Genomic DNA, 13,247 nt, shown 5'->3' on the forward strand with positions numbered 1-13,247 from the left:
CCCCTTAGTAGGGGCGCGGGGAACTGCGCAATCTTTTAGGGGCGCGAGGAACGGCGCGACCAGCCACACCCAACCCGCAGCCAAAGAACCTCTCAGCCCGTCCGGCGCTTGAGGACAAGACCGTTCAGGCGGAAGCGGGGGCCTGGGGGCGGCAGCCCCCAGTGGCGGGCATCCTCACACGAGGTTGACCGACCGAGCCTGCGTCGCGCCGATCTCCTCAGCCAGCTCCGTAAGAACAGCCTGCGGAACCGTGTCATCCACAGTCAGCACGGCAAGCGCCTCGCCACCGACATCCGCACGGGCGACCTGCATACCCGCGATGTTGATGCCCGCCTCGCCGAGGATCCGGCCGAGGGTGCCGACGACACCGGGACGGTCGGTGTAGTTGAGGACGACCATGTGGTCGGCGAGCGCCAGATCCACGTCGTACTCGCCGACCGCGACGATCTTCTGGTGGTGCTTGGGCCCGGCGAGCGTGCCGGAGACCGAGACCTCCTGGCCGTCACCGAGGGTGCCGCGCACGGTCACCACGTTCCGGTGGTCCGAGGACTCCGAGCTCGTGGTCAGCCGCACCTCGACACCGCGCTCCTGCGCGAACAGCGGGGCGTTCACGTACGAGACGGTCTCGTCGACGACGTCCTCGAACACGCCCTTGAGCGCGGAGAGTTCGAGCACCTTGACGTCGTGCTGGGTGATCTCGCCGTACACCTCGACGTCGAGGCGGACCGCGACCTCGCCCGCGAGGGCGGTGAAGATGCGGCCGAGCTTCTCGGCGAGCGGCAGACCCGGCTTGACGTCCTCGGCGATGACGCCGCCCTGGACGTTCACCGCGTCCGGGACCAGCTCTCCGGCGAGCGCGAGGCGCACCGAGCGGGCGACGGAGATACCGGCCTTCTCCTGTGCCTCGTCCGTGGAGGCACCGAGGTGCGGGGTGCAGACGACCTCGTCGAGCTCGAAGAGCGGGGAGTCCGTGCAGGGCTCCTTCGCGTACACGTCGAGGCCGGCGCCGGCGACGCGGCCCTCCTTGAGCGCGGAGTACAGCGCGGCCTCGTCGACGATCCCGCCGCGCGCGGCGTTGACGATCCGCACCGACGGCTTGACCTTGTGCAGCGCCTCGTCGCCGATGAGACCGACGGTCTCGGGCGTCTTGGGCAGGTGCACGGTGATGAAGTCGGAGACCTCGAGCAGCTCGTCCAGCGACAGGACCTTGACGCCCATCTGCGCGGCCCGCGCGGGCTGCACGTACGGGTCGTAGGCGACGACCTTCATGCCGAAGGCGGACATGCGCTGGGCGACGAGCGCGCCGATACGGCCCAGACCCACGACACCGAGGGTCTTCTCCGCGAGCTCGACGCCGGTGTACTTGGAGCGCTTCCACTCACCGTTCTTGAGCGCGGTGTTGGCCTGCGGGATGTGACGCGCGGAGGCCAGGAGCAGACCACAGGCCAGCTCGGCGGCGGTCACGATGTTCGAGGTGGGGGCGTTGACGACCATCACGCCGGCCTTGGTGGCGGCGGAGACGTCCACGTTGTCCAGGCCGACGCCGGCTCGTGCGACGACCTTCAGCTTGCTCGCGGCGGCGATGGCCTCGGCATCGACCTTCGTCGCGGAACGGATCAGGATCGCGTCGACGTCGGCGATGGCGGGCAGCAGTTCGGCGCGGTCCGCGCCGTTCGCGTGCCGGATCTCGAAGTCCGGGCCCAGGGCGTCAACGGTCGCGGGCGACAGCTCTTCAGCGATGAGTACGACAGGTTTCGAGCTCACGTGAGTCCTCACAGGTCCAATGCGGACGGCCGTCCCGACGGCCGCATGCGGTGGAGGGAGCGGCGCCGGGGAGTTCCGGGTGCGTTCCCGCGTCGTTCGGTGCGTGCTCTCGGTGTGCGAGAGTGCGTGCCGGGCGGCGTGGGGACGTGCCTGAAACTCCTCGGTGTCGCGATTGCCGCGTGGAAGACGCACGACGCTGTGGGCCCGACGCGTATGTAGTGGAGCAGTCTAGTGGCGGCGCGGTGCTGTTCTTACGCCTCCGCAGAAGGATCACCCGCACGTGGAAATCCAGCCCCTCCGGCGTTTGAGGAGCGGGGTCCGGGGCGGAGCCCCGAGGCGTGGCCCGAGGCAGGCGGTCGGGCCGTGGTACCGGGCAACCCCGACACCACGGCCCGACCGACGGAGTCACTCGTCGTCGTTGACCCACGACATGAGCTTGCGCAGCTCCTTGCCGGTGGTCTCCAGCAGGGACTCGGCGTCCTGCTGCTTGTACTCGTTGTACCTCTTCAGACCGCCGTGGTACTCGTCCATCCACTGCTGGGCGAACGTGCCGTCCTGGATCTCGCCCAGGACCTTCTTCATCTCGGCCTTGGTGGCGTCCGTGATGATGCGGGGGCCGGTGATGTAGTCGCCCCACTCGGCGGTCTCGGAGACCGACCAGCGCATCTTCTCCAGGCCGCCCTCGTACATGAGATCGACGATCAGCTTCAGCTCGTGGAGGCACTCGAAGTACGCGATCTCCGGCTGGTAGCCGGCCTCGGTCAGCGTCTCGAAGCCCGCCTTGACCAGCGCGGCCGTACCACCGCAGAGAACGGCCTGCTCACCGAACAGGTCGGTCTCGGTCTCCTCGGTGAAGGTCGTCTTGATGACGCCCGCACGCGTGCCACCGATGCCCTTGGCGTACGAGAGCGCCAGCGGGAAGCCGTTGCCGGTCGCGTCCTGCTCGACGGCCGCGATACACGGAACGCCGCGGCCCTCCTCGTACTGGCGGCGGACCAGGTGGCCCGGGCCCTTCGGGGCGACCATGCAGACGTCGATGCCGGCCGGGGGCTTGATGAAGCCGAAGCGGATGTTCAGGCCGTGGCCGAAGAACAGCGCGTCGCCGTCGTTGAGGTTGTCCTTGATGGACTCCTCGTACACCTGGGCCTGGATCGGGTCCGGGACGAGGATCATGATGACGTCGGCCTCGGCGGCGGCCTCCGACGGGGTCACCACGCGCAGGCCCTGCTCCTCGGCCTTCGCCTTGGACTTGGAGCCCTCGTGCAGACCGACCCGGACGTCGACACCCGAGTCACGGAGCGACAGCGCGTGGGCGTGGCCCTGGCTGCCGTAGCCGATGACCGCGACCTTGCGGCCCTGGATGATGGACAGGTCGGCGTCGTCGTCGTAGAACAGCTCGGCCACTGGGTTCTCTCCTATGTGTGCTGGGTGTTGCGTCCCACCGTACGGCGGGAGGGGGAAGGGAAGTCTCGGGGTCTCGGAATACGGGCGCGTACGACTTCACGTACGAGTCGCATTCACGTACGAGTCGCACGTGAAGTCGTACGGGGCCTACGCGGACCGGTCGAGTGCGCGCAGCGAACGGTCGGTGATCGACCGGGCGCCGCGGCAGATGGCGATCGTGCCGGACTGGACGAGCTCCTTGATGCCGAACGGCTCCAGCATCTTGAGCATGGCCTCCAGCTTCTCGCTGCCGCCGGTGGCCTCGATGGTGACGGCCTCCGGGGAGACGTCGACCGTCTTGGCGCGGAACAGCTGGACGATCTCGACGATCTGGGAGCGCGTCTCGTTGTCGGCGCGCACCTTCACCAGAACGAGTTCGCGCTGAACGGCCGCGGCCGGCTCCAGCTCGACGATCTTCAGGACGTTGACGAGCTTGTTGAGCTGCTTGGTGACCTGTTCGAGCGGCAGTTCCTCGATCACGTTCACCACGATCGTGATGCGCGAGATGTCGGGGTGCTCGGTGACGCCGACGGCGAGCGAGTCGATGTTGAAGCCGCGGCGGGAGAACAGGGCCGTGATCCGGGCGAGGACACCGGGCTTGTTCTCCACCAGGACGGAGAGCGTGTGCTTGGACATGGGTCTGCTTCCTTTACCTACGGCTCTCAGTCGTCTTCGTTGTCGCCGAAGTCGGGGCGGACGTCCCGGGCGGCCAGGATCTCGTCGTTCGAGGTGCCGGCGGCGACCATCGGCCACACCATGGCGTCCTCGTGGACGATGAAGTCGATCACGACGGGACGGTCGTTGATCGAGTTCGCCTCTTCGATGCACTTGTCCAGGTCGTCCGCGGACTCGCAGCGGATCGCGTAGCAGCCCATGGCCTCCGACAGCTTCACGAAGTCGGGGACGCGGGTGCCGGCGCTCGGCTGTTTACCGTCGGCGCCCGGACCGGAGTGCAGCACGGTGTTGGAGTACCGCTGGTTGTAGAAGAGGGTCTGCCACTGGCGGACCATCCCCAGGGCACCGTTGTTGATGATGGCGACCTTGATCGGGATGTTGTTCAGGGCGCAGGTGGTGAGTTCCTGATTGGTCATCTGGAAGCAGCCGTCGCCGTCGATCGCCCAGACCGTACGGTCCGGGGCGCCGGCCTTGGCGCCCATCGCGGCGGGGACCGCGTAGCCCATCGTTCCGGCACCGCCCGAGTTCAGCCAGGTCGCGGGCTTCTCGTACTGGATGTAGTGCGCGGCCCACATCTGGTGCTGGCCGACGCCCGCCGCGAAGATCGTGCCCTCGGGGGCGAGCTGTCCGACGCGCTCGATGACCTGCTGGGGCGAGAGCGAGCCGTTGTCCGGCTGGTCGTAGCCCAGGGGGTACGTCTCGCGCCAGCGGTCGAGGTCCTTCCACCAGGCGGTGTAGTCCCCCTGGTGTCCCTCGCTGTGCTCCTTCTGCACCGCCTGCACCAGGTCGGCGAGGACCTCGCGGGCGTCACCGACGATCGGCACGTCGGCGGCGCGGTTCTTGCCGATCTCGGCCGGGTCGATGTCGGCGTGGACGATCTTGGCGTACGGGGCGAAGCTGTCCAGCTTGCCGGTGACGCGGTCGTCGAAGCGGGCTCCGAGGGCGACGATCAGGTCGGCCTTCTGCAGCGCGGTGACGGCGGTGACCGCACCGTGCATGCCCGGCATTCCCACGTGCAGCGGGTGGCTGTCGGGGAATGCGCCGAGCGCCATCAGTGTGGTGGTGACGGGCGCTCCGGTGAGTTCCGCGAGGACCTTCAGCTCGGCGGTGGCCCCGGCCTTGATGACGCCGCCGCCGACGTACAGGACGGGTCGCTTGGCCTGGGTGATCAGCCGGGCGGCCTCGCGGATCTGCTTGGCGTGCGGCTTGGTCACCGGGCGGTAGCCGGGCAGGTCCTGGGCGGGCGGCCACTGGAAGGTGGTGCGCGCCTGGAGGGCGTCCTTGGCGATGTCGACGAGGACAGGGCCCGGGCGGCCGGTGGAGGCGATGTGGAAGGCCTCCGCGATCGTCCGCGGGATGTCCTCGGCCTTGGTGACGAGGAAGTTGTGCTTGGTGATCGGCATCGTGATGCCGACGATGTCCGCCTCCTGGAAGGCGTCCGTACCGATCGCCTTGGACGCGACCTGGCCGGTGATCGCCACGAGCGGCACCGAGTCCATGTGCGCGTCGGCGATCGGGGTCACCAGGTTGGTGGCGCCGGGGCCGCTGGTCGCCATGCAGACACCGACCTTGCCGGTGGCCTGCGCGTAACCGGTGGCCGCGTGGCCCGCGCCCTGCTCGTGGCGGACGAGCACGTGGCGCACCCGCCGGGAGTCCATCAGCGGGTCGTAGGCCGGAAGGATCGCACCGCCGGGAATGCCGAATACCGTCTCGGCCCCGACCTCCTCGAGAGAACGGATGAGGGACTGCGCTCCCGTCACCTGCTCGGGGGCGGACTGCTGTCCTCCGGAACGGGGCCGCGGCTGCGGATGGTGGGCCCCGGTGGCCTGCTCGGTCATCGGCATTCTCTTCTCGATGCTGAGGGTTTTTGCGAGGTTTGTACGGTGTTCAGTTGCTGCTCGACAGGCGCCCGTGCAACAAAAAACCCCTCGTGCCGTGAGGCAAGCGAGGGGAGCGCGCCGGGTGCGGTCGCTGGGAGTTCCGGGTCATCGATCCGGTGCTTCCCAGCTCAGCCGACGCGCTTTCCAAGTACGAGAATTCGGGTGCGCATGGCACAGACCCTCCCCCCGGCACGCAGTGCGTGTCAAGTGGGTGGGACGGGAGTCTCATCATGTGAGCGGAGGACCGTACCGGTTCCGTACCCGGCGGAGGACACTCCGGCCACGTACGCACTCGTACTCCCACCTGCGTAGACACCGCTGCTGCCGCCTCCCACGAAGATCGGTTCGACGGGGCCGTGGGGCACGGGGTAGGCACCGGCCGCGAGGGCGCGGCGCAGTCGGTACTCGTCCAGCGGTCCGGAGAACGCGTTGCCCTGTCCATGTGTGCAGCCCATCGAGCGCAGGGCGATCACCTGCTCGGGCAGGTCCACACCGGCGGCCACGGTCTGCAGGCCCAGATCGTTCGCGATGCGCAGCAGCCCACTGGTGATCTTGTGGAGCCGGGCGGACTCGACGACGCCCTCGACCAGACCGCGATCCAGTTTCAGTACGTCGACGGGGAGGCGGCGCAGTGCGGTGATCGTGGCGTAGCCGTTGCCGAAGCCGTCCAGGGCGATCCGGACGCCCAGCCGCCTGAGTGCGTTGAGACGGCGCTCCAGCTCGTCCAGGGAGATCTTGGGATCGGTTTCGGCCAGTTCGACGACAAGGGCACCGGACGGCAGGCCGTGCCGGGTCAGCAGGGCCTCGACGGAGCCGAGGGGCATGGAGCGGTCGAGGAGCCGGCGGGCGGTCATCCGGACGGCGACGGGCACGGCGAGCCCCGTGGCGGCACGCTCGGCGGCCTGCTCGACGGCCTCCTCCAGCATCCAGCGGCCCAGTTCGGCGGTGCGGTCGCTGTCCTCGGCGACGCGCAGGAACTCGGCGGGGGTGAACAGCACGCCCTGGGCCGAGCGCCAGCGGGCCTGGGCCGCGACCGCCGTGATCCGGCCGGTGTCGAGGGACACCACGGGCTGGTGCAGCAGCGCGAACTCGCCGTCGTGCAGGGCGGCCCGCAGCCGGGTGGCCAGCTGGGCCCTCCGTACGACGTCCTGCTGCATCTGTGGCGCGTACAGCTCGACGCGGCCCTTGCCGGCGGCCTTCGCGCGGTACATCGCCAGGTCGGCGTTGCGCAGCAGCTCGCCCGCGCCGAGGCCGGGTTCGGAGAAGGCGACGCCGATGGAGGCGGCGACCCGGACATCGTTGCCGTCGATGGTGTACGGCTGCGAGAGGGTCACGCGCAGCCGGTCGGCGAGTTCGAAGATCTGGTGCTCGCGCGCGGTGCGGTCGCGGCCGCCGTCGCCGACGATCAGGGCCGCGAACTCGTCGCCGCCGAGCCGGGAGGCGGTGTCGCTCTGCCGGACGGCGTCCTGGAGTCTGCGGGCGGCCTGGACGAGCAGTTCGTCGCCCGCCTGGTGCCCGATGGTGTCGTTGACGGCCTTGAAGCCGTCGAGGTCGATGAAGAGGACCGCGGTGCCGCGGTCGGAGGAACGGCGGCCGGAAAGCGCCTGTCCGACGCGCTTGGTGAACAGGGCGCGGTTGGGCAGGTCGGTGAGCGGGTCGTGCTCGGCGTTGTGCTGCAACTGCGCCTGGAGGCGGACCCGTTCGGTCACGTCACGGCTGTTGAAGATGAGGCCGCCGTGGTGGCGGTTGACGGTCGACTCGACGTTGAGCCAGCCTCCCCCGCCGCCGGACTTGAAGCGGCACTCGATGCGGGTGGTGGGTTCCTCGGCGGGGCTGGCGGCGAGGAAGCGGCGCACCTCGTGCACCACACAGCCCAGGTCCTCCGGGTGGATCAGCGAGGCGAGTTCGGAGCCGACGAGTTCCTCGGCGGGCTGTCCGTAGACCCCGGCTGCGGCCGGGCTGACGTACCGGAGGATGCCGTTCGGAGCGGCGATCATGATGACGTCGCTGGAGCCCTGCACCAGGGAGCGGAAGTGGTTCTCCTTCTGGGCCAGTTCCTGGGTGAGGGTGATGTTGTCGAGGAGCATGATGCCCTGGCGCACGACGAGGGCGAGGACGACCGTGCCGCCGGTGACGAGCACCACGCGGTCGACGCTGCGGCCGTTGAGCACGTTGTAGAGAATGCCCAGTGTGCAGACGGCGGCGGCCAGGTAGGGAGTGAGTGCCGCCAGTGAACTGCTGATGGGCCGGCTGGCCGGATACCGACTGTGACCTCCTTCCTGGAGGGGCACGTGTGCCGGTTGTCCCTGTTGGGGCTTGGGCACGTAGCCGTACACCACGCGCGTGTGCCCCTCTTCTTCCGTGTGTCCGTGTCGTTGCCCCACCCAGGGGGCGTACGCGAGCAGTAGTGATCCGGCGAACCAGCCCGCGTCGAGCAGTTGCCCGGAGCGGTAGTCGTTGTGCATCAGGGGTGAGGTGAACAGGGCGTCGCACATGACCGTCAGGGCCAGGGCGCCGATCGCGGTGTTCACCGCGGAGCGGTTCATCGCCGAGCGCCTGAAGTGCAGTGCGAGCACCATGCTCACCAGGGCGATGTCCAGCAGCGGATACGCGAGCGACAGCGCGGTGTGCGGGACGCTCGGACCCTCCGCCTTCGCCGCCTGGGCGAGCGCGAGGCTCCAGGAGAGCGTGAGCAGCGAGCCGCCGATCAGCCAGGCGTCCAGGGCCAGACAGACCCAGCCGGCCTTGCTCACCGGCCGTTTGGCGAGGACGAGCAGTCCCACGATGGCCGGTGGCGCGAAGCACAGGAAGAACAGGTCGGCATAGCTCGGGCTGGGCACCGGGGCTTCCAGGACGACCTCGTACCAGCCCCAGACGAGGTTGCCCGCCGCCGCCATGGCGGAGGAGAGCGCGAAGAGCAGCCATGCGGGTCGAAAGCGGCTGCGACGGGTGCGGGCGCAGAGGAAGCAGGACACGGCCGCGGTGGCGGCCGCCGCACTCAGCCCGAAGTCGCCCATGATCAGGGCGAGGCGTGGTGAGCCCCAGCCGAGCGCGGAACCGACGGCGTATCCCGCGCACACCAGGGCCAGCAGGAGTTGCGGTACGACACCCACTCCGCCCCCGGGGACCGGACGACGGGCGAGCAGCGCCGCCGGGGAGCTCACTGTGTCTCTCCGGACCGTGCCGCCCCCGAGTCCCTCTGGTCCCGGCGTGCCGGATGTGCGTGCCTCCTGCGACCGCCGGGCCTTCGGTGGTGGTGGCCGCTGTGACCGCGTCTGTGCGTCGGTAGGCGCCAGGGTCGCCGTCGGCGGCCCCGCCGCGTCGGATCGTTGGTCCATAGACCGTGCATCGCCCGTCGCCCCCCTCGCTGTTGCTTTCTGTCGCTCCCCGGCGCCGTACGTGCGCGGCGCAGCCCCTGTCGGGACGATACACCAGTCTCGTCACTCAGGGACATAGTCTCTCTACGCTCCGTGACGACCAGCGGGAATACGGACACGTGCCGCATTCGGGAGACTGCGGAGGGTGCCCGGCGGGGTCCCCGCCCGGGCGCGGCCGAGGGTGGAGGAGGACTAGGAGCCCGTCGTAAGGACCACGTTCCGCAGCGGCTCCCGGTTCACAAATCGGTTCAACTGGTCGCCCAGGAGCCTCTTGGCGCGCGGGAAGAACGCGGAGGTCGGGCCGCCCACGTGGGGGCTGATGAGGACGCCGGGCGCGTGCCACAAGGGGTGCCCCGGGGGCAGCGGTTCGGGGTCGGTGACATCGAGGGCGGCCGTGATCCGGCCGCTCTCCAGCTCGGCGAGGAGCGCCTTGGTGTCGACGACTCCACCACGGGAGACGTTCACCAGCAGGGCGCCGTCCTTCATCCGGGCCAGGAAGTCGGCCCCTGCCAGGCCTTTCGTCTGCTCGGTGAGGGGCGTGATGAGCACCACGACATCGGCCTCCGGGAGAAGTTCGGGCAAGGCGGTGATCGGATGCACAGGACCGCGCGCCGTCTCGCGTGCGGAGCGCGCGACGCGCGCCACCCGCGCGAGCTCGAAGGGAACGAGCCGGTCCTCGATGGCCGAACCGACCGCTCCATAGCCGACGATCAGTACGGACTTGTCGGCGAGCGCAGGACGGAATCCCGACCGCCACTCCTCGCTGTCCTGCCCACGGACGAAGTCGGGGATGCCTCGCAGCGAGGAGAGGATCAGGGTGAGGGTGAGTTCGGCGGTGCTCGCGTCGTGCACCCCGCGCGCGTTGCACAACTGCACGCCCCCGGGGAGCAGTTGCAGGCCCGGCTGTACGTGGTCGATACCGGCGGACAGGGTCTGCACGACCTGGACGGACGTCATTTCGGCCAGGGGACGCACCGAGATGTCGCTGCTCTTCATGTAGGGCACGACATAGAAGGCGCAGTCGGCGGGATCGGCGGGAAAGTCCTGCTCACCGTTCCAGTAACGGTAGTTGGGGCCGTCGGGGAGGCCGTCGAGTTCGTCTGCGTGAAACGGAAGCCACACTTCGTACGTCATGGTCAGGAGGCTATGCGAAGCCCCTGGGGACGCAGAGGTTAGTTTGGGGTGCCAGGAAAGGGAGGGCACGGCCAGGTGGAGCGCAGGACGATCGGGGCGGCGGCGCTCGAGGTGGGGGCTGTCGGCCTCGGATGCATGCCGATGAGCTGGGCGTACTCGGGTTCGCGGCAGCGGGGCGACGAGTCGCTGCGGACCGTGCACACGGCCCTCGACCGGGGCGCGACGCTCCTGGACACCGCCGACATGTACGGACCGTTCACCAACGAGCTGCTGGTGGGACGGGCACTGAAGGAGCGGCGTTCCGAGGCCTTCGTGTCGACCAAGGTCGGCCTCCTGGTGGGCGAACAGCACATCGTGGCCAACGGCCGCCCCGGCTATGTGAAGCGGGCGTGCGACGCCTCGCTGCGCCGCCTCCAGACGGATGTCATCGACCTGTACCAACTGCACCGCGCCGACCCGGAGGTGCCGGTCGAGGAGACATGGGGCGCGATGGCGGACCTCGTCTCGGCCGGCAAGGTGCGGGCGCTCGGGCTGTGCGCGGTGGGTGCGCGTTCCCACCGCCGTTCGGGAGCGCGGCTGCACGACGGAACGATCCGCCAGCTGGAGCGGGTGCAGCAGGTCTTCCCGGTGAGCACGGTGGAGGCCGAGCTGTCGGTGTGGTCGCCGGAGGCGCTGGAGGCTCTGCTGCCGTGGTGCGAGGCACGCGGCGTCGGCTTCCTGGCGGCGATGCCGCTCGGCAACGGCTTCCTGACCGGGACGCTCACCCCCGGCGAGGGCTTCGAACCCGACGACGTACGGGCCCGGCATCCCCGCTTCACCGCTGAGATGATGGCCGCGAACCAGCCGATAGTCGCCGGTCTGCGGCGCATAGCCGCCCGGCACTGGGCGCAGGGAGCGGACGTCACTCCCGCGCAGGTGGCGCTCGCGTGGGTGCTCGCGCGAGGGCGGCACGTGGTGCCGGTGCCGGGGACCAAGCGGGAGTGCTGGGCCGCGGAGAACGCGGGGGCGGCCGGACTGCGTCTGACGACGGAGGATCTCGCGGAGGTGGCGGGACTGCCTTCGGCACGGGGATCCTGGGACTGAGCCGTACGGTTCTGGGGCCCGGCAGTTTCGGGGTTCGTTACTTCGGGGTTCGGTGATCGGGAACTCATGAGGCTCGAGCGGTGTATGAAAAGTAGAACCTGCCGCGTCGAAGGGATCCAGATCGTGCAACGTCGAGCTGTGACGGCCATGTTGGCCGCGGCCACGCTCCTGGTGACGGCCGGGTGCTCCTCGGGGGACGGGGAGGAGCCGGGCGGCGGCAATGGCACGTCTCCGGGAAGCTCGGAGCCCGGCGCCTCGGCCCCGGCCTCCGGGCAGACGGCCGAGGAGGCCCCGCCCGCCAAGGGCTCCGTGAAGGTCGTGCGGACCGTCACCGAGGGTCTGAAGACCCCCTGGGGCCTGGCGCCACTGCCCGAGGGCGGCCTCCTGGTGTCCTCGCGGGACGAGGGGACCATCACCAGGGTCGACGAGAAGACGGGCAGGAAGACGGAGGTGGGCTCCGTGCCCGGCGTCGCCCCCGCCGGCGAGGGCGGCCTGATGGGCCTGGCCCTCTCCCCTTCGTACGCATCGGACCACATGGTCTACGCCTACTTCACCTCGGACTCGGACAACCGCATCGTGCGCATGCTGTACGACGCGAAGAAGCCGGCCGGCGAGCAGTTGGGCGCGCCCGACACGGTGTTCAGGGGCATCCCGAAGGGCACCAACCACAACGGCGGCCGGATCGCCTTCGGCCCGGACAAGATGCTGTACGTGGGCACGGGCGAGACGTACGTCACCGAGCTCGCCCAGGACAAGAAGTCCACCGGCGGCAAGATCCTCCGTCTGACCCCGGAGGGCGAGCCGGCCCCGGGCAACCCATTCGACTCGCCGGTCTACTCGTACGGCCACCGCAATGTGCAGGGCCTCGCCTGGGACTCCAAGCAGCGCCTGTTCGCCTCCGAGTTCGGCCAGGACACGTGGGACGAGCTGAACCACATCAAGCCGGGCGACAACTACGGCTGGCCGGAGGCGGAGGGCCAGTCCGACGACTCCAAGTACCACAACCCGATCGACCAGTGGAGCACCGACGAGGCCTCCCCCAGCGGCATCGCCTACGCGGAGGGCTCGATCTGGATGGCGGGCCTGCGCGGCAAGCGGCTGTGGCGCATCCCGCTCAACGGCACGGAGGAGTCGGCGGCCCCCCAGGCCTTCCTGGAGGGCGACTACGGCCGCCTGCGCACGGTGGTCTCGGCGGGCGGCAACAAGCTGTGGCTGGTGACGAGCGAGACGGACGGCCGGGGCACCCCTGAGTCGGGGGACGACAAGATTCTGGAGCTGGAGGTCACATAGGACACCCGAAAACTGGGGCGTCTGGCTGGGACGTCTATCTGGGGCGCCTATTCGGGAGCTTCCTCGGGGGCCGGGTCCGATGCCGAAACCGTGGCCGAGGGCTGGTTCGGGGCCGGGGCTGGGTCTGGGTCCGGGTTCGGGTCCGGAACTGTGGCCGGAGCCTGGTTCGGAGCTGGGGCCAAGGCCTGAGCCGGGGCCTGCGCTGTAGCTGGGGCCGGCTTGGTGGCCGGGGTCTGCTCCCTGGCTCGGGTCCGGTCCGGCGCTGGAGCCTGGTCGGGAGTCGTGGCGGGGTCCGACTCGGCCTCGGCATGGGGCTCGGTCTCGGGCTCGGTCTCGGCCTGTGTCGGCAGGCGGACGACCACTTTGCCGGAGGCGAGGTCTATCGGGCCTCTTCCGGGGTCCCCGTCGTTCAGATCCACGCGGGTCAGTTCCAGCCGCTTGCGTTCCTCGTCGGTGTGCTTGCGGCCTGGTGCGAACAGCTCCTCGATCATGTTGAACACAGTGCCTCCCTCGCCCCGGGGTCTCTTACAGCGTAGACCTCACTCCGTGGAACCCACTGGGTGGACCCGTCTGCGTACCCCTGGCCCGTGTCCCCTGTCCC

General features: G+C 69.5%; 9 protein-coding genes. 2 read left to right on the forward strand and 7 right to left on the reverse strand.

All coding sequences use genetic code 11. The annotated features are described in order from the left end of the window. Nucleotides 1-174 precede the first annotated feature (174 nt). The 6 genes from serA to ACFWXQ_RS45700 all read right to left on the reverse strand — a co-directional run bounded on the left by serA (nt 175) and on the right by ACFWXQ_RS45700 (nt 10,273). Complete coding sequence (gene serA / locus ACFWXQ_RS45675; RefSeq protein ID WP_055615060.1) at nt 175-1,764, reverse strand: phosphoglycerate dehydrogenase; 1,590 nt, start codon at nt 1,762-1,764, stop codon at nt 175-177. Between the two features lie 405 nt (nt 1,765-2,169). After that, nucleotides 2,170-3,168: a ketol-acid reductoisomerase gene (ilvC, locus tag ACFWXQ_RS45680; protein ID WP_383937933.1), complete on the reverse strand. Its 999-nt coding sequence runs from the start codon at nt 3,166-3,168 to the stop codon at nt 2,170-2,172. A 147-nt stretch (nt 3,169-3,315) separates the two neighbouring features. After that, nucleotides 3,316-3,843, reverse strand: a complete 528-nt coding sequence (gene ilvN, locus ACFWXQ_RS45685) for an acetolactate synthase small subunit (RefSeq protein ID WP_383937936.1) — start codon at nt 3,841-3,843, stop codon at nt 3,316-3,318. A 26-nt stretch (nt 3,844-3,869) separates the two neighbouring features. Then, nucleotides 3,870-5,726, reverse strand: a complete 1,857-nt coding sequence (locus tag ACFWXQ_RS45690; protein ID WP_383937939.1) for an acetolactate synthase large subunit — start codon at nt 5,724-5,726, stop codon at nt 3,870-3,872. Between the two features lie 239 nt (nt 5,727-5,965). Continuing rightward, a complete protein-coding gene (locus ACFWXQ_RS45695; protein ID WP_383937941.1) occupies nt 5,966-8,926 on the reverse strand; it encodes a putative bifunctional diguanylate cyclase/phosphodiesterase in 2,961 nt (986 codons plus the stop codon). Nucleotides 8,927-9,331: 405 nt separating this feature from the next. Beyond that, nucleotides 9,332-10,273, reverse strand: a complete 942-nt coding sequence (locus ACFWXQ_RS45700; protein ID WP_383937942.1) for a 2-hydroxyacid dehydrogenase — start codon at nt 10,271-10,273, stop codon at nt 9,332-9,334. A gap of 75 nt (nt 10,274-10,348) precedes the next feature. Here ACFWXQ_RS45700 and ACFWXQ_RS45705 point away from each other — a divergent pair, with 75 nt between their 5' ends. Further along, nucleotides 10,349-11,356 carry an aldo/keto reductase gene (locus tag ACFWXQ_RS45705; RefSeq protein ID WP_383937945.1) on the forward strand — a complete coding sequence of 336 codons (1,008 nt, stop codon included), beginning with the start codon at nt 10,349-10,351 and terminating at the stop codon, nt 11,354-11,356. A gap of 147 nt (nt 11,357-11,503) precedes the next feature. Continuing rightward, complete coding sequence (locus tag ACFWXQ_RS45710; protein ID WP_383938049.1) at nt 11,504-12,646, forward strand: PQQ-dependent sugar dehydrogenase; 1,143 nt, start codon at nt 11,504-11,506, stop codon at nt 12,644-12,646. A 47-nt stretch (nt 12,647-12,693) separates the two neighbouring features. Here ACFWXQ_RS45710 and ACFWXQ_RS45715 read toward each other — a convergent pair whose 3' ends face one another. Next, on the reverse strand, nt 12,694-13,137 hold the full coding sequence (locus ACFWXQ_RS45715) for a DUF6191 domain-containing protein (protein ID WP_383938052.1): 444 nt from the start codon (nt 13,135-13,137) through the stop codon (nt 12,694-12,696). Between the last annotated feature and the right edge of the window lie 110 nt (nt 13,138-13,247).

It is taken from the genome of Streptomyces sp. NPDC058697, from assembly GCF_042715345.1.
GTDB lineage: Bacteria > Actinomycetota > Actinomycetes > Streptomycetales > Streptomycetaceae > Streptomyces > Streptomyces liliifuscus.